Genomic DNA, 21,731 nt, shown 5'->3' on the forward strand with positions numbered 1-21,731 from the left:
TTCATTTCATGCTTTTTCTGATATAATTTTCTAAAATTATTCGAGGGAAAATTTAACTTAGGCTCAGAAATGGGCCTTGTTTTTTCTAGTTTGATTGATAACGCTTTCTTTCAGGGAGGAGGAGAAATATGGATAAGGAAATTAAAATTGACTTGAAGACGGGACTACAAGCCCGCGCGGCAGCTCAGTTTGTTCAAGAAGCTAATAGATTTTCTTCTGAGATATTTATTGAAAAGGATTCTAAGCGAGCGAATGCAAAGAGTATTATGGGATTAATGAGCATTGCCCTAGGGCCCGGTGAAACATTCACTCTAATTGCAGAGGGCAAAGATGAGGAACAAGCAATTGAGGTGCTATCAAAGTTTGTAAGTACACCCGTATCATAACTGATTAGTAGCAGAGTAAGTATAATACTAATTGTGATTTGATGAACAAGCAAATACACTTTGTTTTCATTTTGTAAAAACAAAAAAGACGAGTTCCAATAAATGGGACTCGTCTTTTATTACAAGATAAGAAATTTCGGAGGATCGTAGGTTAAAGCAACGACATCGTATTGGGACTGCGATTACTCGTCCCTCCGAAATGATTGGCAACGCCTACGTGACCCACATCCTGTGGGCCTCACCGCCTTACGTCGATGATCGAGGGCGCTTGCGCTTTTCTTACTAATCAGTTAGTTTTTTTTCCATTACTTTGTCAATTAATCCATATTCTACAGCTTTTGCTGCACTCATGAAGTTGTCACGATCTGTGTCGCGTTGGATAACGTCAAGAGGCTGACCAGTACGTTCAGATAGAATTTGGTTAAGTTTTTCACGCATTTCAATAATTCTTCTTGCATGGATTTCAATATCAGATGCTTGACCTTGAGTTCCACCAAGTGGTTGGTGGATCATGACTTCACTATTTGGTAATGCAAATCGTTTACCTGGTTCCCCAGCAACTAGTAGAAATGCCCCCATAGAAGCCGCCATGCCGATACAGATTGTAGATACTTTCGGCTTAATGAATTGCATCGTATCATAAATTGCCATGCCTGCTGTAATGGATCCTCCCGGAGAGTTAATGTATAGGGAGATGTCTTTTTCAGGGTCCTCAGCTGCTAAGAATAGTAGCTGTGCAACGATTGAATTCGCTACATTGTCATCAATTGCACTTCCAAGCATAATGATTCGATCTTTAAGTAATCGTGAATAAATATCATAGGCACGTTCTCCACGATTTGTTTGTTCAATAACTGTAGGTATTAAATTCATGGAAATACCCCTCCTCAAAATGTTTTTTTGTAAATGCTTATGCTATGAACTTATCATACACATTTGGTCAATAAAGGTCAAAGAATTAACCTTACTGATTAGACCTTCGTAATTTAAGTGAACCACATAATATGTATTCCTTATTGTATGCTTCTTTATACTCTCCCCTTTTTCCTGCAATCGTTTCTAAATTTTTTGCTTGGCAAGGACAAATTTCTACCACCCATGTAAAAAAATAGATTCTATTCAATGTATTCAATTTTTCGACCGTTTAGAATTTATCTTCTCTAGGCATGATTGCCAATTCTTCGTTGGAATATACAGTTTTCCATTATCTTAGTCCGGAACAAAGTACATATTTTCAACCTACGCTGGGCAAATTATGTAGGATAGGTAGATTTGGGGTGAGAAAATTGTTTTGGTTTTTAAAAAAGGGAACGAATGAAAATAAGAATTCCACTTCGAAAGTAGAGCTCGATAAAAGTCTTAAAAGAAATATAGATAAGGTCCACCAATTATTTTCTGAAGACATTAATGCTGACTTTATATCAAGATCTGTCGAAAACAAAAATTCAGGTCTGAAAGGACAGCTGTTTTTTTATCAATCTATTACAGACGTAAAGAGGTTAGAAAGGGAGGTCATTAAACCATTATTAGAAAATAAAATGGAAAGAATTGAATCTAACCTATACATTGATAGTTTGAAAAAAATAGATGATTTCGATGAATTAGTTGATTCTGTGAACAGCGGAAAAGTAATCTTGTTAGTCGATGATCAAGAGTACGGATTGGAGTTGGACTTAACCAATTACGAACATCGTGCGATTGAGAAGGCTGAAAATGAAAATTTGGTCAAAGGCCCCAAAGAAGCTTTTACTGAATCTTTAAGTACAAACTTATCATTGATTAGAAAAAATATACACGACAAAGATTTAATTTCAGAAAAGGTTATTCTAGGAGAGCGCTCTAAAAATGCGTTAGATATTTTGTATATTAAGGATCTTGTGAACGAAGATATTCTGCAAAATGTAAAGGATAGGATTTCTACAATCAAGGATGATAATGTACGCAATCTTGAGTTATTAGAACAACATATTGAAGATAATCCAAATTCGATCATGCCTACCATTCTATATACGGAACGACCTGATCGAGCCTCATGGTATCTAGAAGATGGATATATAGTTTTACTTATGGATAATTCATCCGCCTGTCTTATCTTACCGGTTACATTTTGGGCATTTTTGCAGAACCCAGAAGACTACTACCTGCGTTTTATGTTTGGTAATTTCTCAAGGATCATTCGACTTATTTCTTTTTTTATTACCATCTTTGTTTCCGCAATCTATGTGGCAGTTACAAATTATCATAGCGAGATGATTCCACCAGACCTCCTATTTGCCATTGCAGCTTCAAGAGAAAGGGTACCCTTTCCTATCTTTTTTGAAATATTAATGATGGAATTAGCCTTCGAAATTATAAGGGAGGCAGGACTGCGAATTCCAAGTCCTCTTGGTCCAACGATTGGGATTGTCGGTGCCCTAATCCTAGGCCAGGCAGCCGTAGAGGCTAATATTGTTAGCCCTATCGTCGTCATTATTGTAGCTCTTAGTGGATTATCATCATTTGCATTATCCGATGTAAGCATTAATTATGCCATGAGAATTAGCCGCTTTCTTTTTATAGTTAGTGCTGCTGTTTTTGGATTCTTTGGACTTTGCGGAGCATTTCTTCTTTGGACAATTTATTTAACTTCCATACGTTCTTTTGGTGTTCCTTATTTGGCTATTTTACCAATCTCGAAAAGATCCTCAAAAGGAACCATGTTTAGAAGAAGTGTTAAGTCTGAAAAATGGCGTCCTCTATATTTGAATCCAAAAGATTCTACTAAAAAATAGGAGATCGTTTATGAAGGGTAATATTCAAGGAAAGGAAATCTATGCATTAATTTTGCTTGTGGTAGGGAGTCATCTAGCTGACACGACTCCTACTATTCTGGCACAATCAGGAAAGAATGCCTTTTGGCAAATGCCAGTGGTTGCGTTTGTAGTCATGCTTCCTTCCTTATTGGTCTTATTGTATTTATTAAAAAAATATAAAGATAAAAATCTGGTTACTCTAATAAAAACAATTTTAGGAAAATATGTTGGTGGATTTGTTGTTATCTTACTGTGTTTGCTTGTCTTTGCTGAGCTATTTTCATACAGTCGTACAACAATAGATGAATTGAGTAAAATGTATTTTCCTAATTCACCAATCATTGTGATGTACGGCATTCTCATTTTTATTTGTATTGTTGGGGCTAGGAAGGGATTTGAAAACATTGCAAATACCGCCTGGATTGTGGTTCCTTACATAAAAATAAGTGTATTCTTATTAGCGATCCTCATCATGCAGGAAGCCATATGGAATCGTATTTTTCCCATTTGGGGGGATGGTTTATGGGTGCTTGTAGTAGAAGGAGCCAAAAAGGGCTCTTTATTTGCGGACGTTTTCTTAGTTGTAGTTGCATATAATCAGATGAAATCTAGGAAATCCTTTGTTGGTGCAACGGTCTTTGGGTCCTTTACTGCCTTGATTGAAGTCACTTTCTTCTTTTTAGTTTATAGTGTTGTGTTTGATTATAAGTCTATTGATAATGTGTCTTCACCGTTTCATGAAATGACTCGCTATGTTTCCTTTGGAACTTTCGTTACGAATTTAGAAACATTTTTTATGTTTTTTTGGTTATTTACCATGATGATTCGGTATGTGTTTTTGCTATATATAGTGGCATGGATATTTGGAGAACTGTTTAAAATAAAAGATTTTGAGCCATTATTGATTTCAATTGGTTTCTTAGCAGTTGTGGTAGGGATAGTTCCTCATGATTCTATTGAAAACACACTTATTGTTCGGGATTATATTATGAATGGGATGACTCTCTTTTATTTTATTCTTCCATTTTTATTGTGGAGTGTATCGAAGATTAAAGGAGATTTATCAACATGAAAAAGGTAATAGTTTGTTTGTTGTTACTAACGATTTTATCGGGATGCTTTGATCGTACAGAGGTGGAAGAGAAGGCCTATGTAATAGCCCTTGGGCTTGATTTACCAGAGGACAAAGAAAGCAATCAATTTGATATTTCTATGCAAATTGCCAATCCCGAATCAAGTTCCATTGCATTAGGGGGTGGACAGTCCAGTGAGCCGCCAAAGGAAACGGTTACGATTAGAGCTAATGATTTAATTGCGGCTCGAAGCACCGCTAATACAGTGGTGTCTCGTCAACTTACGTTTGATCATACGAACATATTGGTTGTATCTGAGGAGTTGGCTCGTTCAAAAAAATTTATTAATGTTATCCAGGCTGCTTCGCGTGATCGGCAGCTTCGCCGCGGGTTACAGATTGTTGTTTCCAAAGAAAGAGCAAGTGAATTCCTCAGAAATAATAACCCAACTACAGAAACAAGGCCCCATAAATACTTTCGTTTTATAATGGAAGATGCAGCTCAACAGGGGTTTATACCAGACGCTGACCTTCATCGATTTTTTCAAATTACAGAAGGGGACGCTGATCTGTTTTTGGCAGCTTATGCTACCGCTACTCCAGAGCAGGGGAATAAGAATGGTTTGGAGGATGAATATGTTGCAGGTGAAGTTCCAATTCAAGCTGGATCAAAAACTCAGTTCATAGGCTCTGCTGTATTTAAGGAAGGGCAAATGATTGATACATTAACTGGCGAGGAAACACGTCTAGCCATCCTATTAGATAACACACAAAAATATGTATTTGGTCTAGGAACGTATAAAGATCCCAAATCAGAGGAGTTTCGAATTACAGCACGGTTTATGCCTTTGGATTCAGCAGAGATTAAAATTGAGCTAGATAAAAACAACCAAGCAACAATTAATGTAGATGTGCCCTTTAATTTGGAACTTCTGGCAGTCCCGAGTCTTATCAATTATTTTACTAACCAAAAGAATAAAGAGCTTTTAAAAAAGACTATTGAAGAGAGTTTGGAGAAAAAGTCAGAGGAACTTGTCAAAAAGACTCAAGAGGTATATGGAGCAGAACCGTTTTACTGGTCACTCTATGTTAGAAAATATTTTAAAACAATTAAAGAATATGAAAAAGCGGATTGGAATAAAAAAATATATCCTCATGCAAAAGTGAATATTAATTACTCCTTGAACCAATTAACCTATGGAAAACTAATTAAAAATTCAAATTTAAATGAGATTAGGGATTGATCGTATGTTTATTGTTTGGACTTTAGCAATAGGAGTAGGACTCTATACTTTGAGGTTTGGCCAATATCTTCGAAAAGAGGGGAATAGAACAGGTGGAATGGCAGTATGGATATTAGCTGTAATGTCAATGACAGCCCCCATTCTCCTCCATATTTTCAACGTGTTCATTTAAGTTGAATTTTTGGGGAACAGTAATAAAATGGATATTTATTGCTAATTTTTTCTATAAATAGGGGGAGGTTTTTGTAAAAATAAAAAACCTTCTCATTTTGGAATGAGAAGGCTAGCGCGCTCGAAGGGATTCGAACCCCCGACTGACGTAGAACCGGAATCTACCGCTCTATCCAACTGAGCTACGAGCGCATGTATTCATTTTTAAAACGGCACAATCTATTATACGAAGGAAAACGATAAAACGCAACCGTAGTTTTTAGGTGTATATACACCTGAGAGGACAAAAAAGTGAATAATATGAAAAAAATAACGAAATATTTTAAAATGTGATTTTTTTGAAAATGGTATAATTTTCATTGGTGGGTAATATATTGAAAAAAGAGGGGGACTTTACTAAATGGTTCGTCTTAGGGACTTATATCATGTGCCTAGCTATAAGAACAATTTAAAGAGAAAGTCACCAGCCATGTCGATCACAGAATATTCTAATGTTAAAAAGAGAATGAATGAGTATTCTGTCTTAGGGAAAAAAAGACAGAGAAGAAGTTCCATTCGCTTATATATGGAGCATAGAACAGTTGCTACGATCTTTTGTTTTCATCCAGAGGCAAAAAATGGGGTTTTTGATAAATGGGAGGGCAGGATTCAGGATATTGGGCTAGACGGTTTGTGTTTTGTATCGACTGATCCTATCATGGATGGTCCGATTTTGATGTTTGACTTCATTTTGTTTGGACAACCATACCGATGCTTTGGCAAAGTTGTTTGGTCTAGAAAAGAGGTTGATGGCAGCTTGCTCTACGGAATTGATTTTTTTTCTACACTAAAACAACAGGAAGAAAGAAAAAAGCTTATTCAAGATGAGGTAAAAAGGCGCATAAATAGGGGATTTGCTGTGCAATAAGCAATGTATAAAAGTTTAAGGAGATTTGTATCCTATGGAAGTAGTGGTCTACACAAGGTCAGTCTGCCCTTTATGTGAAATAGTGAAGGATTACTTAGAAATCTTAAAGTTAGAGGTCCCTTCATTAGAATGGAAAGAAGTTGACATTTATCAGGATGATGAATTGTTAGAGGAGTATCAAATTCGCATTCCTGTTGTAGTTTATCAAAAGCAAGTTCTCGCTGAGGGAAATGTAGAATATGATTTTTTGAAGAAAAAAATTTTCGAAAATATGTAAGGGTTACCATCCTTATGATTGTTGGGTTGCAAACTTTGACACTTCATTTTAGAGGTAAAACAATAATTTTTTTAGTTGCAACCCATATGCACCATTGTTAAAATATACATGAAATGAGTTACCTATTTTTTTGCCCTGAGCGGGACATAATACACCATAGCGGGGAGATAATATCCCACACACTCTTCAGGAAGGGGTTCTACCATGAGGGAACTTATAGATCTTCAACTAAAACTATTCCCTGATCTTGTTCATGTTATGCAAAGGAGATATCAACTTCTGCATTTCATACAATTAATGGAACCAATTGGAAGAAGAGCTCTTGCTGAAAGTAGTAATCTTGCGGAAAGAACGGTTAGAAGTGAAGTTGATTTTCTTCAAGAAATAGGTTTGATTGATATTACTTCAAAAGGAATGAACGTCACTAGAGAGGGAAAGCAGCTTATCCAACAGTTCGGCGAAATTATGAAAGAAATGTCAGGAATTAGGGTTTTAGAAAAAAAGATATCGGAAACATTAAATATAGGCCATGTAATTATTGTTTCTGGTGATAGTGATCATCAGCCATGGGCTAAGCAAGAAATGGGAAGGGCTTGTGTAAATTATCTCAAATCCATCTTAAAGGAAAGTCGGACGATAGCGGTAACCGGTGGGTCATCAATGGCGGCGGTTGCTGAAATGATGAACCCCACTGAAGTTCCTGAAGGCTGTCTCTTTGTACCAGCTAGGGGTGGGTTAGGAGAGCAAGTTGAAAATCAAGCCAATACCATTTGCGCAGAAATGGCCAAAAAGGCTAGAGGAAAATATCGACTTCTATATGTGCCAGACCCTATTAGCGAAGAATCTTATCAATCGATGATTGAGGAGCCTTCTATAAAAGAGGTCCTCGAGGTTATTCGAAAGCCCGATGTAGTTATCCATGGAATTGGAGAAGCTATAACAATGGCTACTAGGAGAAGAACCAATGAACAAGATATGAAAAAGATACATGAAAGACAAGCTGTTGGTGAATCCTTTGGATATTACTTCGACAAACAGGGGGAGATTGTTCATCGCGCCCGCACTGTCGGTTTGCAATGGGATGACTTGCCAAAGGTTAATCATGTGATCGCCCTCGCTGGAGGAAAATCAAAAGCAGCAGCTATCCTGTCTTATTTTAAAAAAGGTTTTAGTGATGTGCTAATTACCGATGAAGGGTCTGCAATAGAAATTTTAGAACAAATTTAGGTTTTAAAAACTAAGACAATTCACAGATAGTGAGGAGTCAAGTTTTTCAAATAAATTAGGAATTACAAATTAAGGAGGAATTCTCATGACAGTTAAAATTGGTATTAATGGATTTGGGCGTATTGGACGTAATGTTTTTCGTGCAGCATTAGCTAACGAAAACGTAGAAGTAGTAGCAGTAAATGACTTAACAGATGCAAATATGCTTGCACACTTGTTAAAGTATGATTCCGTTCATGGAACATTAAATCAAGAGGTTTCTGTTAATGGAACTAATCTTGTAGTTGGAGGAAAAGAAGTTAAAGTGCTCTCAGAGCGGGACCCTGCTCAGTTAGGTTGGGGCGATTTAGGAATAGATATCGTTATCGAATCTACGGGACGCTTTACTAACCGAGAAGATGCTCAAAAGCATATGGAAGCAGGAGCTAAAAAAGTAATTATCTCAGCTCCGGCTAAGAACGAAGACTTAACTGTTGTTATGGGTGTTAACGAAGACAAGTATGATCCTGCAAGCCATCAAATACTTTCCAATGCTTCTTGTACTACAAACTGCCTTGCACCTTTTGCAAAAGTTCTTAACGATAAATTTGGTATTAGGCGTGGAGTAATGACTACTATTCATTCTTATACAAATGACCAACAAATTCTAGACCTTCCACATAAGGACTACCGTCGTGCTCGTGCAGCAGCTGAAAACATTATCCCTACAACAACAGGGGCTGCTCAAGCAGTTGCATTAGTACTTCCAGAGCTAAAAGGAAAACTTACTGGTATGGCTATGCGTGTTCCAACTCCAAACGTTTCTATCGTAGACTTTGTAGCGGAGTTAGATAAAGATGTTACTGTTGAAGAAATTAATGCGGCCTTCAAATCAGCTGCTGAAAATGAATTGCAAGGTATTCTTGGATACAGTGACGAGCCATTAGTGTCTCGTGACTATAATGGAAATACCCATTCTTCCATTGTAGATGGACTTTCTACCCTTGTTCTTGAAGGTAACATGGTTAAGGTTATTTCTTGGTACGATAACGAAACTGGTTATTCTAACCGTTGTGTAGATTTAGCGGTTTATCTTGACCAAAAAGGATTATAATAACAAAGAATACTCGGAATCCGTCGATAGGGAATCGTGTATGCACAAACAAAGGAGGAGGACTGATCCTCCTCCTTTGTTACTACATATGGCCACTGGTCACAATATAAGGAGGTTCTACTGTTGAATAAACAATCAATTCGCGACGTAGAAGTAAAAGGTAAACGCGTATTTTGTCGTGTGGACTTTAATGTTCCTATGAAAAATGAAGAGATCACAGACGATACAAGAATTCGTGCAGCCCTACCAACCATTCAATATTTAATGGAGCAAGGGGCGAAAGTAATTCTAGCCAGCCACCTAGGACGTCCCAAGGGTCAGGTTGTTGAAGAACTTCGCCTAAATGCTGTTGCTCAGCGTTTAAGTGATTTATTAAATAAATCTGTTGTGAAGACAGATGAAGCTTACGGTGATGAAGCAAAGGAAGCCATTTCTCAATTGGAAGCTGGAGACGTTCTATTGTTAGAAAACGTTCGTTTCTATCCTGGTGAGGAAAAAAATGATGAAGAACTTGCTAAACAATTTGCAGAGCTAGCTGACCTTTACGTTAATGATGCATTTGGTGCAGCTCACAGAGCCCATGCATCTACGGAAGGGATTGCTCACCACCTTCCAGCAGTAGCTGGTTTTCTCATGGAAAAAGAGCTACAAGTACTAGGAAGTGCCCTTAACAATCCAGAGCGTCCATTTACAGCGATTATTGGTGGAGCGAAGGTGAAAGACAAAATCGGGGTTATTGATAATCTTTTGGACAAAGTAGATAATCTTATCATTGGTGGAGGATTAGCCTATACTTTTGTCAAAGCACAAGGATATGAAATAGGAAATTCTCTTCTAGAAGAAGATAAAATAGATCTTGCCAAAGAATTCATGCAAAAGGCAAAGGATAAGGGAGTTCGTTTCCTTATGCCTGTTGATGCAGTTGTTGCGGATGATTTCTCAGATGACGCGAATATAAAAGTGGTAGATATTAAGGACATTCCATCTGACTGGGAAGCTCTTGATATTGGACCAAAAACAGTGGCGTTTTTTGCAGAAGCTATCTCCAACTCTAAGCTTGTGATTTGGAATGGACCAATGGGAGTTTTTGAACTTAATTCATTTGCGAATGGAACAAAAGGTGTAGCAGATGCATTGGCGAAAACAGAAGGATATACTGTTATTGGTGGAGGAGATTCAGCAGCAGCAGTTGAAAAATTTGGATATGCTGAGAAAATGGATCATATTTCCACAGGTGGAGGAGCTTCTCTAGAGTTCATGGAAGGAAAAGAACTTCCTGGAGTAGTAGCATTAAATAATAAATAAAGAGAGGTGTTTGGCATGCGCAAACGTATTATTGCGGGAAACTGGAAAATGAATAAAGTTCTAGCTGAAGCTGAATCTTTTGTTGACACAGCTAAAGGAAAGATACCAACTTTTGATGAAGTTGAAGCGGTTGTATGCGCTCCACATCTTTATCTTCAACGTCTTGTACAGCTTACGGAAGGAACAGACCTTAAAGTTGGTGCTCAAACGATGCATTATGAGGAAAGTGGGGCTTTTACAGGGGAAGTTAGTCCGATTATGCTGAAAGATATTGGGGTAACCTATGTTATTATTGGACACTCCGAGCGAAGAGAGTATTTTAATGAAACAGATGAGACTGTTAATAAAAAAGCTCATGCTGCCTTTAAACATGGTCTTACCCCGATTATTTGTGTGGGAGAAACGCTAGAACAGCGGGAAAACAAGGAAACGATGACTTTAGTAGAAAGCCAAGTGAAAAAGGCGCTTGAGGGACTCGATGAGCTTCAAGTCAAGCAGTCAGTTATTGCTTATGAGCCGATTTGGGCTATTGGAACAGGAAAAACAGCATCTTCCGAAGATGCCAATGAAGTATGCGCTCATATTCGAAAAGTTGTTCAAGAATTTGTATCTGAAGATGTAGCTCAAGCTGTTCGTATTCAATATGGTGGCAGTGTAAAACCAGCCAACATCAAAGAGTTACTTGAACAATCCGATATTGATGGAGCTTTAGTTGGCGGCGCAAGTCTTGAAGTGGAATCTTTCTTACAGCTAGTGGAGGCGGGTAAATAATGAGTAATAATAAGTTAGCCGCGCTAATCATCTTAGATGGATTCGGCATGCGGAAAGAAACATACGGTAATGCGGTAGCACAGGCTAAAAAACCAAATTTTGATCGATACTGGTCCCGATTTCCCCATCAAACTTTAACGGCAGAGGGTGAAGCTGTTGGTCTTCCAGAAGGTCAAATGGGAAATTCCGAGGTTGGACATTTAAATATTGGTGCCGGTCGAATTGTTTACCAAAGTTTAACTCGTGTAAATGTGTCCATTAGAGAAGGAGACTTTTATAAAAACGAGACTTTTGAAAAAGCGATGAAGCACGCAAAAGAAAAAGGGACTGCACTCCATATTTTAGGGCTCCTTTCTGATGGTGGAATTCACAGTCATATCACTCATCTTTATGCGCTTCTAAAAATGGCAGCTGATTATGGGCTTGAAAAGGTGTATGTTCACGGGTTTTTAGATGGCCGTGACGTAGGGCCACAAACAGCTAAAGGATACATCCGAGAAGCCCAGGAAAAAATGAAGGAATATGGTGTCGGAGAGTTCGCTACCATCTCCGGACGTTATTATTCTATGGACCGTGACAAGCGATGGGATCGAGTGGAGAAAGCCTACAAAGTCATGGTTTATGGAGAAGGTCCAGATTATACTGATCCAATAAAGTTAGTAGAAGATTCTTATCAAAATGGTATCTATGACGAGTTTGTGATTCCTTCAGTTTTGAAAAAAGAAAATGGGGAGCCGGTTGCAACAATTCAAGATGATGATGCGATTATCTTCTATAACTTTAGACCAGACCGTGCGATCCAGCTTTCTCGCACTTTTGCAAATGAAGACTTTAGAGATTTTGATCGTGGAAAGAAAGTACCTAAGAATCTTCACTTTGTTTGTTTAACGTTATTTAGTGAAACAGTTGATGGATATGTGGCTTATCAACCAGCTAATTTAGATAATACTCTTGGTGAAGTTTTGGCTCAAAACAATTTAAGACAATTGAGAATTGCCGAAACGGAAAAATATCCGCATGTAACCTTCTTTATGAGTGGCGGACGCGAAAAAGAATTCCCAGGGGAAACTCGAGTTTTAATTGATTCACCAAAAGTAGCGACCTATGATTTACAGCCAGAAATGAGTGCTTATGAAGTGACAGATGCTCTCTTGGCAGAATTAGATAAAGATGAACATAATGCGATCATCTTAAATTTTGCAAATCCAGATATGGTTGGTCATTCTGGAATGTTAGAGCCAACCATAAAGGCTATAGAGACTGTAGATGAATGTTTAGGGAAAATCGTCGACAAAATCCTTGAAAAAGGTGGAGAAGTTATTATTACAGCAGACCATGGGAATGCTGATGAAGTGCTTACTCCTGAAGGAACACCTATGACTGCACATACCACCAATCCTGTTCCTGTTATCGTAACTAGAGAAGGAGTAGAATTGCGTGAGAATGGAATTTTAGGTGATCTAGCACCAACATTATTGGATATACTTGAAGTACAGCTTCCAAAAGAAATGACAGGAAAATCATTGATTAAAAAATAAAGGAGAGTTCAAACATGCCATACATTACTGATTTATTAGCTCGCGAAGTACTAGATTCTCGTGGAAATCCAACGGTTGAGGTCGAAGTTTATACAGAGTCAGGAGCATTTGGTCGCGCTCTTGTACCAAGTGGTGCTTCTACTGGTGAATATGAAGCTGTAGAATTACGTGACGGGGACAAGAGTCGTTATCTAGGAAAAGGTGTTTTACAGGCTGTAGAAAATGTAAATGACAAAATTGCTCCAGAGATTCTGGGAATTGACGTTACGAATCAAGTACTTATTGACCAACTACTAATTGCAATTGATGGAACAGAAAACAAAGGAAACCTTGGTGCAAATGCAATTTTAGGTGTGTCTATGGCGGTAGCTCACGCAGCTGCTGATTTCCTTGGCATTCCCCTATACCAATACCTTGGAGGATTCAATTCCAAAACGCTTCCAACACCAATGATGAACATCGTAAATGGTGGGGAACATGCAGATAATAACGTAGATATTCAAGAATTCATGATTATGCCAGTAGGTGCTCCTACATTCCGTGAAGCACTTCGTATGGGAGCCGAAATTTTCCACTCATTAAAATCAGTACTAAAGTCTAAGGGCTACAACACTGGTGTTGGTGATGAGGGCGGATTTGCTCCAAACCTAAAATCAAATGAAGAAGCTCTTTCTACCATCATTGAAGCGATTGAAAAAGCAGGTTATAAGCCTGGGGAAGAAGTTATGCTTGCAATGGACGTTGCATCTTCAGAATTCTACGAAGATGGCAAATACAATCTAAAAGGTGAAGGTGTTGTTCGTACATCTGAAGAGATGGTTGCATGGTATGAAGATATGGTGAACAAATACCCTATCATCTCGATTGAAGATGGCTTAGATGAAAATGACTGGGAAGGTCACAAGCTTCTCACAGAACGTCTAGGCAATCGTATACAACTTGTAGGAGACGATTTATTCGTAACCAATACTAAAAAGCTTTCTCAAGGAATTGAACAGGGAGTAGGAAACTCCATCCTTGTTAAGGTAAACCAAATCGGTACACTTACAGAAACTTTTGATGCGATTGAAATGGCAAAGCGTGCAGGATATACAGCAATTATCTCTCACCGTTCTGGAGAAACAGAAGATAGCACGATCGCAGATATTGCTGTTGCCACTAATGCAGGACAAATTAAGACTGGTGCTCCATCTCGTACTGACCGTGTGGCAAAATACAATCAATTACTACGTATTGAAGATGAACTTTCTGATACAGCCCTTTATGCTGGAAAGAATGCTTTCTACAACTTACGTTAAAAGATACGAAAAGCCCCCTTGTTTTTTAACAAGGGGGCTTTTTTAAAAGATAAAGTATAAAATTGGTCTAGCTCCAGCGAAAAAGCTTCCTCGAGTAATCTTCGAAGCTTTTGCCGGAGTAAGGAAAGTTACATAGAGCTACTTCGCAGAAACAAGTGATTTTCATGTTTCGAAGGGCGATTGCGCTTTTCTTAACAGATAAGAAATCATTATGGCTCGCTTCGCGGAGCCACCATCTACCATGAAAATGGATTCCTAATCAAACAAGGAGGATAAATCTTGTTCATCTTTGGGAATACCTTTAATAACAAGAGTCGGTTCCCTCCTCTCCATCGATAAGTCAACATCGATGAAGGAGGTTCGGTTAAAAACGCGACATCCGATTACTCGGCCCACCGAAAACATTTGTCGCAACACCGAACTGACTCGCAGGATGCGAGCCCTCGTGAACCGTGTTTCCTTTGGGCCTACACGATGTAGGTCACGTCGGCGTTGTCACACGATGTGACGGCTTTAGCCGACGATCCTTAATATCGATGAGGTCCACCGCCTTACGTCGATGATCAAGGGCGCTTGCGCTTTTCTTAACAATCCTATCTGCATGAGTGCAACTAAGGCATTCGCCACAAAGGATTGGCGAATACCAAGTTTTCTAATATATACCTATTTTAATCCAGCCTTTTCCTTAACAAATGCAACGACTTCTTCTGTTGTACCCATTGTCAGCAATGTTTCCGTGTAGGAACTCATTTCTTCTTTGGACAGACCCTTAATCTGTGTTCTGGCAGGAAGAATAGAGGTTGCACTCATACTAAACTCATCTAATCCTAATCCTAGTAAAATCGGAATAGCAATTTCATCTCCAGCCATTTCACCACACATACCTGCCCATTTTCCTTCTGCATGGGCTGCTTCAATGACATTAGATATTAAATTAAGGATTGCAGGATGGTATGGTTGGTACAAATAAGACACTCGTTCATTCATACGATCAGCAGCCATAGTGTACTGTATTAAGTCGTTGGTTCCGATACTAAAGAAGTCTACTTCTTTTGCAAATTGTTTAGCAGCAACTGCAGTTGATGGAATTTCCACCATGATTCCAATTTCAATGTCCTCAGAAACCTTTTGTCCTTCGTTGATAAGATTTTCTTTTTCTTCAAGTAATATCGCTTTTGCTTGTCGAAACTCATCTAAAGTAGCAATCATAGGGAACATGATTTTTAAATTTCCGTATGTGCTCGCACGTAATAAGGCACGTAGCTGTGTTCTGAATATATCCTGACGTTCTAGACATAGTCTAATAGCTCGAAACCCGAGGAATGGGTTTAATTCTTTTGGAAGATTTAAATAGCTAAGTTCCTTATCTCCTCCAATGTCCAAAGTTCTGACAACAACAGGCTTTCCTTCCATTCGCTCTAGAACGGTTTTATAGGCATCAAATTGCTCATCCTCTGTTGGTAATTGACTTTTTCCCATGTACAGGAATTCGGTGCGGTATAACCCGACACCTTCGCCACCATTGTTTAGCACACCTTCCACATCTTCTGGTGTTCCGATATTGGCAACAAGTTCAACTTGAACATTGTCAGAGGAAAAAGTAGGCTCATTCTTTAACTTAGCCCATTCAACTTTTTGTTTTTCAAATTGGGCTTGCTTTTCACGGTATTGTTTAATAACTTCTTCGGAAGGATTAATGAAGACTTCACCATCATTTCCATCTACAATGACCAAGTCATCAGCTTTGATTTCCCTCGTTACGGTCTTGGTTCCTACGACAGCTGGAATTTCTAGGGAACGAGCCATAATGGCCGAATGGGAAGTTCTTCCTCCTATATCGGTTGTAAATCCTTTTACGAATTGCTTATTTAATTGTGCTGTGTCAGAAGGTGTTAAATCATCCGCAATAATTATAACTTCCTCCTGAATTAACGCAGGGTCCGGGAATGTTACATTTAATAAATGTGCCATAACACGCTTTGTGACATCACGAATATCTGCAGCACGTTCTCTCATATACTCATTGTCCATGCTTTCAAACATGGAAATAAACATTTGAGCAGTTTCATCCAATGCGCTTTCAGCATTTACTTTTTCGTTCTTAATTTTGTCCTCGATTGGGTTAATCAACTCAGGATCACTCAATACCAATAGATGAGCAGAGAAAATCTCAGCATGCTCTTCACCTAAAGATTGAAGAGTATGAGTCTTAATCTTTTTAAGCTCACTTTTTGATACCTCTAGAGCTTCTTGAAATCTTTTTACTTCTTCCTCTGGATTTGAGATAGATTTTTTTGAAAAAGATAATTCTGGTACTTCGAGTAAATAGGCTTTTGCAATTGCAATTCCACTTGATGCGGCAATTCCTTTTAAAGTAGACATGGTTTCATTCCCCCATTATTTTTAATTTTCCAAAACACGAATCAACAAGTTCTACCCATTCCGGATTAAATTGTTTCAACTTCCACCTGAGGGAGCAGTTCATTAACATCTTCTTTTTGACATAGATCCTCTTGGAAAGCAGTAGCACTTCCTGATGCAACGCTAAATCGAAAGGCATTCTCGTATGTCTTCCCTTGTGACAAACAAGCTAGGAAGCCTGCCACGACAGAATCACCAGCTCCCACAGAATTAACCAGCTTACCTTTAGGAGCTTTGGCATATAGACGAGTGTCTTTGTTAACATACACTGCCCCTTGTCCACCCATAGAAATTATGATATGTTCAATCCCTTGATTGATAAACAATTGGGCTTGTTCAGCAGCTTGTAAAGGAGTCTTTATCTCAATTCCACATAATTCCGAAAGCTCATGATGGTTAGGCTTTATAAGAAAAGGCTGATGATGTACCAATTCTTTTAATGGATCTTCTGATGTATCTACGGCTAAATGGACATTGTTTTTTCTACAAAAAGCAGCTATCTGCGTAAGAAAGCCAGCTGGAATGGAGCTTGGTACACTTCCAGCCACCACAAGATAATCACCGCGTTTTAACTGGCTGACTTTCTGATGGATTTGGGCTATATGCTCTTCGGTAATCGTTGGAGCAGCTCCATTAACTTCTGTTTCTTGATGACCTTTTACCTTAACGTTAATTCTAGTAGGTTCATTTACTTCAACGAAATCATGTAGAACTTGTTCTTCCTTTAAGAATTCCTTTATAAAATTTCCTGTAAATCCTCCGATAAGACCTAGGGACGTATTTTTAATATGAAGTCTTTGAAGCACTCGAGAAACATTAATTCCTTTCCCACCAGGAAAAAAATTTACTTTTTCCGCACGATTTAGTGCTCCTAGCTTTATGTCTGGCACGTACATCACGTAGTCAATTGATGGATTGAGAGTCATAGTATAGATCATGATCGTATGACCACCTTTATTTCAGAATGTTTCAAACTAGTATCGACTGGTTTTCTCTTTAGGTTCTGCTTTTAGTGAAAATCAATACGTGTATTCACCCATACTACTATACTAATCCATTCAATGATAAAATTCAATCAAAAGCAATCAAAATCAGTCATATAGGTTGGATGTCGGAAAAAGCGCTTGATGGGTTTGTCTATTTGTGCTACCATATTTTTATGGGTTTCTGCGTCGTTTTCATTAGGAGGTGTTAGACCATGTATGGTTTCTTAATAGCATTATTAGTCATTGACGCAATTGCTATGATTACGTTAATAGTATTACAAACCGGAAAAAGTGCCGGTCTATCTGGAGCGATTTCAGGTGGGGCGGAACAATTATTTGGAAAACAAAAAGCACGAGGACTTGATGCGTTCTTGCATAAAGGAACAATCGTTACTGCAGTTATTTTCTTTGTGTTAACTTTCGTTTTAGCTTATATTGTAACACCGTCATAAAAAATAACTCGCCACATTTTGTGAGCGAGTTTTTTTGTATTATTAGCTATTTATGAGTTGGAGAGAAAAATGGGGTTCCTTTTTTGAAAGGTAATAAAGTATATAATCTGTCTAGCTTCAGCGAGTCATCTTCGAAGTTTTTGCCCCGAGTAATTGTAGGAAGGAAAGCTACTTAGATCTTATTCGCAGAATCAAGTGCTTTTCTTGGTTCGAAGGCCGCTTGAGCTCTTCTAATTGTTCTTTTTGTGGTGCTTTGGTAACACGTGTGCGACCTATGTTGAATTTTTTGTCACGTAAGTATAAGTTTATTACTCACAATGCTAAAATAAAGTCTAATACTTGAAGGTTTTCATAATAGAACCTTTGGGAAGAATAATAAGGGTAGATGTACGTGAAGGAGAGACAGAAATGAAGATTAAAAAACCTGAGCCGTTTACTTTTAAAGCGGGTAATCGGGCAGTTTTACTATTACATGGATTTACAGGACATTCAGCGGATGTACGGATGCTGGGTCGATTTTTGCAAGATAAAGGATATACGTGTCATGCGCCAATTTACAGAGGGCATGGGGCACCTCCAGAGCAACTTATTGAATCAAGGCCAGAGGAATGGTGGGAGGATGTTCAGAACGCTCTTAGTCATTTAAAAGAACTGGGCCATGAGGAAATTGCAGTAGCGGGGCTGTCCCTTGGTGGAGTTCTTAGTCTCAAACTTGCATACTCAGAGGCTATGAAAGGGGTAGTTACGATGTGTGCCCCAATGTTTTTTGATAATGAAGAGCAATTAACAAAAGGCTTTAAGCAATTTGCAAAAGAATATAAGCAACTAGAAAGAAAGTCAGAAGATGAAATAGAAAGAGAATTAAAGGAGTTAATGGATAACTCAAAAGAAGTTTTCCATGAGTTAGGTAGGCTTATTCAGGAAGTGAATGATAATTTAGACTTGATTTATACTCCAACATTTGTGGTTCAAGCACGGAAAGACCGAATGATTAATACGGAAAGTGCTCAATATATATATGAACACGTAGAGGCTGATCACAAGGAAATTAAATGGTATGAAAACTCCGGACATGTGATCACGATGGATCAAGAAAAAGAACAGCTCCATGAAGACATCTATCAGTTTTTAGAATCACTTGAATGGTCGGATAAGGAATAGATAAAGGAGTGAAACGATGAGTGAAATATTAAGGGAAAGAATCTTTTCACTAGTTGAGGAAGTTTCAAAGCCTGTTTCGGTGGAAGAAATCCAAGAGTCATTAGGGATGGAATCTTCTGATGATTTTAAAGAGCTAGTGATTTTGTTAAATCAATTAGAAGAGTCTGGAGAACTGGTTCGTACTAGAAAAAATCGTTATGGATTGCCGGAGAAAATGAATTTGATCCGGGGAAAAATCCAGATGCATCAAAAGGGATTTGCTTTTTTGCTTCCTGACAATAAAGATCAGGATGACATTTATATTCATCATTCAGATTTAAACTCTGCTATGAATGGTGATATGGTACTTGTTCGCGTTGAGCAACGCCCAGATTCGGGTTCAAGACCAGAGGGTGTGGTTATTCGAATTGTGGAAAGAAGTTCAAATCGAATCGTAGGGACATACTCAGACAGTAGGAATTTTGGTTTTGTTATTGCCGATGATAAGCGGATCCCAAATGACATTTTTATTCCTAAGGAAAATAATATTGGTGCAGTCGATGGACACAAAGTTATTGTGGAAATTACAAAATATCCTGAGGGTCGCATGAGTGCAGAAGGGAAGATTGTTGATATTCTTGGACATAAAAATGATCCAGGGATTGATATTCTTTCTATCATTTATAAATACGGGATTCCCATTGAGTTTCCTAGTGAGGTCATGGAACAAGCAAATCAGGTTCCTGATCATATACGTGAAGAAGAAATTGAAAATCGTAGAGATCTTCGTGATGAAGAAATTGTTACGATTGATGGTGCGGATGCCAAAGACTTGGACGATGCCATTTCATTAAAAGAGTTGGATAACGGGAACTTTTTACTCGGTGTACACATTGCAGATGTAACCTATTACGTCAATGAAGGTTCACCGATTGATAAAGAGGCCCGTGACCGCGCGACTAGTGTATACTTAGTGGACCGTGTAATTCCGATGATTCCTCACCGATTATCGAATGGAATTTGTTCTTTGAACCCACAGGTGGATCGTCTCACATTATCCTGTGAAATGGAAATCGACCAAAATGGTGGAGTAGTGAACCATGATATTTTTGCAAGTGTGATCAGAACAAATGAGCGAATGACGTATAAGGATGTTAACTTAATCCTTGTAGATGGTGATGTAGAGCTTAGGAAAAGATATGAAGAGTTAGTTCCGATGTTTGAGCGAATGCAAAAACTAGCGGCTATTTTGCGTAAAAAGCGTCAGGAACGTGGAGCTATTGATTTTGACTTTAAGGAAGCTAAGGTTCTCGTGGATAATGAGGGAAAAGTTGAGGATGTAGCCATTCGAGAACGTTCTGTAGCAGAGAAACTGATTGAGGAGTTTATGCTTGCTGCAAATGAAACTGTAGCCGAGCATTTCCACTGGATGGATGTTCCGTTTGTTCATCGAATTCATGAAGATCCTGATCCAGACAAGCTACAAAGATTTTTCGAGTTTATTGCTAACTTTGGATACTTAGTAAGAGGGACGTCTAACGACATTCATCCTCGTGCATTACAGGAAGTCTTAGACGCTGTAAAGGGCAGCCAAGAGGACATGGTTATATCCCGTTTAATGCTTCGATCCATGAAGCAGGCTCGCTACGATACAGAAGGAATTGGCCACTTTGGATTGGCAACTAAGTTCTATACACATTTTACTTCTCCGATTCGACGTTATCCGGACCTTTTGGTTCATCGTCTCATTCGAACCTATATATTAGAGAAAAAGATAGATCCTAAAACAGTGAATCATATGCGTGACACATTACCAGAAATGGCGAAGCACTCCTCAGATATGGAGCGACGAGCCGTTGATGCGGAACGCGAAACAGATGATTTAAAGAAATGTGAATTCATGGCAGATAAGGTTGGGGAAGAGTTCGACGGGGTCATCAGTTCGGTGACTAACTTTGGACTTTTTGTTGAGTTGCCGAATACCATTGAAGGTCTTGTTCATGTGAGCTTCCTAACCGACGATTATTATCATTTTGATGATCGAAGCTATGCTATGATTGGCGAGCGCACTGGAAATGTATTCAGAATCGGTGATGAGGTTACCGTCCGTGTAGCAAATGTCAATATAGATGAGCGTGTAGTAGACTTTGAAATTGCTGGTATGAAACCAAAGCAGGCCCGTGAACGTAAAAGTACTCCGACTATTATTCAGGCTCGCCGTAGTGGTGGTGGGCCTGGTAACGGTGGAGGAAAAAGTGGCAAAGATTCTCGTGCTGCTGGCTCTGGCGGAAACGGAAGCAAGCCTAAAAAGAAAAAAGATAAACAGCCATTTTATAAAAAGAGCGGTAACCCTGGAAAGAAACAGGGGAGAAAAAAGAGATAGATTTGGTGATCAGGCCAGGTTCCTTTTACGAGGGACCTGGTTTTAGTTTGCTTATTTTGGATTGGTGGGTAGTTTTGGTCAATAGCCGGAGTCTATTTACTTGTATTTGCTTCTTGTTTGTGAAAATGGGTGAATAGCCAGGTTCTATTCACGCGAATTTGCTTGGTCGGAGGAAATATGAGTGAATAGCCAGGTTCTATTCACGTGAATTTGCTTGGTCGGAGGAAATATGAGTGAATAGACAGGTTCTATTCACGCGAATTTGCTT

Annotated in this window: 19 protein-coding genes and 1 tRNA gene; 16 read left to right on the forward strand and 4 right to left on the reverse strand. The window is 38.6% G+C overall.

The features are described from left to right. Positions 1 to 128: 128 nt before the first annotated feature. Entirely contained in the window at positions 129 to 386 is a 258-nt protein-coding gene (locus RZN25_13155; GenBank protein ID MEQ6377763.1) for an HPr family phosphocarrier protein, read from the forward strand. Between the two features lie 282 nt (positions 387 to 668). Here the strand turns inward: RZN25_13155 and clpP are convergent, their stop codons facing one another. After that, positions 669 to 1,259, reverse strand: a complete 591-nt coding sequence (gene clpP / locus RZN25_13160; protein ID MEQ6377764.1) for an ATP-dependent Clp endopeptidase proteolytic subunit ClpP — start codon at positions 1,257 to 1,259, stop codon at positions 669 to 671. A 413-nt stretch (positions 1,260 to 1,672) separates the two neighbouring features. Between clpP and RZN25_13165 the strand changes: the two genes are divergently transcribed. From RZN25_13165 to RZN25_13180, 4 genes are read left to right on the forward strand one after another with little or no spacing between them, the layout of a single operon-like run. Then, positions 1,673 to 3,157, forward strand: coding sequence for a spore germination protein (locus RZN25_13165; protein ID MEQ6377765.1), 1,485 nt, complete (start codon positions 1,673 to 1,675; stop codon positions 3,155 to 3,157). Positions 3,158 to 3,167: 10 nt separating this feature from the next. Further along, complete coding sequence (locus RZN25_13170; GenBank protein MEQ6377766.1) at positions 3,168 to 4,250, forward strand: GerAB/ArcD/ProY family transporter; 1,083 nt, start codon at positions 3,168 to 3,170, stop codon at positions 4,248 to 4,250. After that, complete coding sequence (locus RZN25_13175; protein ID MEQ6377767.1) at positions 4,247 to 5,494, forward strand: Ger(x)C family spore germination protein; 1,248 nt, start codon at positions 4,247 to 4,249, stop codon at positions 5,492 to 5,494. Before RZN25_13170 ends, RZN25_13175 begins: the two co-directional genes overlap by 4 nt. A 4-nt stretch (positions 5,495 to 5,498) precedes the next feature. Continuing rightward, on the forward strand, positions 5,499 to 5,666 hold the full coding sequence (locus RZN25_13180) for a hypothetical protein (GenBank protein ID MEQ6377768.1): 168 nt from the start codon (positions 5,499 to 5,501) through the stop codon (positions 5,664 to 5,666). A gap of 115 nt (positions 5,667 to 5,781) precedes the next feature. Here the strand turns inward: RZN25_13180 and RZN25_13185 are convergent. Next, positions 5,782 to 5,857 (reverse strand) — tRNA-Arg (locus RZN25_13185). Positions 5,858 to 6,065: 208 nt separating this feature from the next. On the opposite strand from RZN25_13185, the gene RZN25_13190 reads away from it, so the two are divergent. The 8 genes from RZN25_13190 to eno all read left to right on the forward strand — a co-directional run bounded on the left by RZN25_13190 (position 6,066) and on the right by eno (position 14,081). Further along, complete coding sequence (locus tag RZN25_13190; GenBank protein MEQ6377769.1) at positions 6,066 to 6,572, forward strand: PilZ domain-containing protein; 507 nt, start codon at positions 6,066 to 6,068, stop codon at positions 6,570 to 6,572. A 34-nt stretch (positions 6,573 to 6,606) separates the two neighbouring features. Then, positions 6,607 to 6,849, forward strand: coding sequence for a glutaredoxin family protein (locus tag RZN25_13195; protein ID MEQ6377770.1), 243 nt, complete (start codon positions 6,607 to 6,609; stop codon positions 6,847 to 6,849). Between the two features lie 204 nt (positions 6,850 to 7,053). After that, entirely contained in the window at positions 7,054 to 8,076 is a 1,023-nt protein-coding gene (locus RZN25_13200) for a sugar-binding domain-containing protein (GenBank protein MEQ6377771.1), read from the forward strand. A gap of 85 nt (positions 8,077 to 8,161) precedes the next feature. Continuing rightward, on the forward strand, positions 8,162 to 9,169 hold the full coding sequence (gene gap, locus RZN25_13205) for a type I glyceraldehyde-3-phosphate dehydrogenase (protein MEQ6377772.1): 1,008 nt from the start codon (positions 8,162 to 8,164) through the stop codon (positions 9,167 to 9,169). 123 nt (positions 9,170 to 9,292) lie between these two features. Then, positions 9,293 to 10,474: a phosphoglycerate kinase gene (locus RZN25_13210; protein ID MEQ6377773.1), complete on the forward strand. Its 1,182-nt coding sequence runs from the start codon at positions 9,293 to 9,295 to the stop codon at positions 10,472 to 10,474. 15 nt (positions 10,475 to 10,489) lie between these two features. Beyond that, positions 10,490 to 11,245 (forward strand): triose-phosphate isomerase, encoded by a 756-nt coding sequence (gene tpiA, locus RZN25_13215; protein ID MEQ6377774.1) that lies wholly within the window; start codon positions 10,490 to 10,492, stop codon positions 11,243 to 11,245. Then, complete coding sequence (gpmI, locus tag RZN25_13220; GenBank protein MEQ6377775.1) at positions 11,245 to 12,783, forward strand: 2,3-bisphosphoglycerate-independent phosphoglycerate mutase; 1,539 nt, start codon at positions 11,245 to 11,247, stop codon at positions 12,781 to 12,783. Before tpiA ends, gpmI begins: the two co-directional genes overlap by 1 nt. Before the next feature lie 14 nt (positions 12,784 to 12,797). Further along, the gene (gene eno, locus RZN25_13225; protein MEQ6377776.1) at positions 12,798 to 14,081 is read left to right on the forward strand and encodes a phosphopyruvate hydratase; all 1,284 of its coding nucleotides are present in this window, start codon (positions 12,798 to 12,800) and stop codon (positions 14,079 to 14,081) included. A gap of 663 nt (positions 14,082 to 14,744) precedes the next feature. Here eno and ptsP read toward each other — a convergent pair. Further along, positions 14,745 to 16,463 carry a phosphoenolpyruvate--protein phosphotransferase gene (gene ptsP / locus RZN25_13230; protein MEQ6377777.1) on the reverse strand — a complete coding sequence of 573 codons (1,719 nt, stop codon included), beginning with the start codon at positions 16,461 to 16,463 and terminating at the stop codon, positions 14,745 to 14,747. 65 nt (positions 16,464 to 16,528) lie between these two features. Next, positions 16,529 to 17,440 carry a 1-phosphofructokinase gene (gene pfkB, locus RZN25_13235; GenBank protein MEQ6377778.1) on the reverse strand — a complete coding sequence of 304 codons (912 nt, stop codon included), beginning with the start codon at positions 17,438 to 17,440 and terminating at the stop codon, positions 16,529 to 16,531. 260 nt (positions 17,441 to 17,700) lie between these two features. Here pfkB and secG point away from each other — a divergent pair, with 260 nt between their 5' ends. From secG to rnr, 3 genes are all read left to right on the forward strand, one after another. Then, positions 17,701 to 17,940, forward strand: a complete 240-nt coding sequence (gene secG, locus RZN25_13240) for a preprotein translocase subunit SecG (GenBank protein MEQ6377779.1) — start codon at positions 17,701 to 17,703, stop codon at positions 17,938 to 17,940. A gap of 408 nt (positions 17,941 to 18,348) precedes the next feature. Beyond that, on the forward strand, positions 18,349 to 19,101 hold the full coding sequence (locus tag RZN25_13245) for a carboxylesterase (protein MEQ6377780.1): 753 nt from the start codon (positions 18,349 to 18,351) through the stop codon (positions 19,099 to 19,101). Positions 19,102 to 19,117: 16 nt separating this feature from the next. After that, positions 19,118 to 21,463, forward strand: a complete 2,346-nt coding sequence (rnr, locus tag RZN25_13250; GenBank protein ID MEQ6377781.1) for a ribonuclease R — start codon at positions 19,118 to 19,120, stop codon at positions 21,461 to 21,463. The last annotated feature ends 268 nt before the right edge of the window (positions 21,464 to 21,731 follow it).

Source organism: Bacillaceae bacterium S4-13-56 (assembly GCA_040191315.1).
Lineage (GTDB): Bacteria > Bacillota > Bacilli > Bacillales > JAWJLM01 > JAWJLM01.

Coding starts and splice junctions, on each gene's coding strand:
- RZN25_13155 (MEQ6377763.1), top strand. CDS start 129: ATGGATAAGGAAATTAAAATTGACTTGAAGACGGGACTACAAGCCCGC.
- clpP (MEQ6377764.1), bottom strand. CDS start 1,259: ATGAATTTAATACCTACAGTTATTGAACAAACAAATCGTGGAGAACGT.
- RZN25_13170 (MEQ6377766.1), top strand. CDS start 3,168: ATGAAGGGTAATATTCAAGGAAAGGAAATCTATGCATTAATTTTGCTT.
- RZN25_13175 (MEQ6377767.1), top strand. CDS start 4,247: ATGAAAAAGGTAATAGTTTGTTTGTTGTTACTAACGATTTTATCGGGA.
- RZN25_13180 (MEQ6377768.1), top strand. CDS start 5,499: ATGTTTATTGTTTGGACTTTAGCAATAGGAGTAGGACTCTATACTTTG.
- RZN25_13190 (MEQ6377769.1), top strand. CDS start 6,066: ATGGTTCGTCTTAGGGACTTATATCATGTGCCTAGCTATAAGAACAAT.
- RZN25_13195 (MEQ6377770.1), top strand. CDS start 6,607: ATGGAAGTAGTGGTCTACACAAGGTCAGTCTGCCCTTTATGTGAAATA.
- RZN25_13200 (MEQ6377771.1), top strand. CDS start 7,054: ATGAGGGAACTTATAGATCTTCAACTAAAACTATTCCCTGATCTTGTT.
- gap (MEQ6377772.1), top strand. CDS start 8,162: ATGACAGTTAAAATTGGTATTAATGGATTTGGGCGTATTGGACGTAAT.
- tpiA (MEQ6377774.1), top strand. CDS start 10,490: ATGCGCAAACGTATTATTGCGGGAAACTGGAAAATGAATAAAGTTCTA.
- gpmI (MEQ6377775.1), top strand. CDS start 11,245: ATGAGTAATAATAAGTTAGCCGCGCTAATCATCTTAGATGGATTCGGC.
- eno (MEQ6377776.1), top strand. CDS start 12,798: ATGCCATACATTACTGATTTATTAGCTCGCGAAGTACTAGATTCTCGT.
- ptsP (MEQ6377777.1), bottom strand. CDS start 16,463: ATGTCTACTTTAAAAGGAATTGCCGCATCAAGTGGAATTGCAATTGCA.
- pfkB (MEQ6377778.1), bottom strand. CDS start 17,440: ATGATCTATACTATGACTCTCAATCCATCAATTGACTACGTGATGTAC.
- secG (MEQ6377779.1), top strand. CDS start 17,701: ATGTATGGTTTCTTAATAGCATTATTAGTCATTGACGCAATTGCTATG.
- RZN25_13245 (MEQ6377780.1), top strand. CDS start 18,349: ATGAAGATTAAAAAACCTGAGCCGTTTACTTTTAAAGCGGGTAATCGG.
- rnr (MEQ6377781.1), top strand. CDS start 19,118: ATGAGTGAAATATTAAGGGAAAGAATCTTTTCACTAGTTGAGGAAGTT.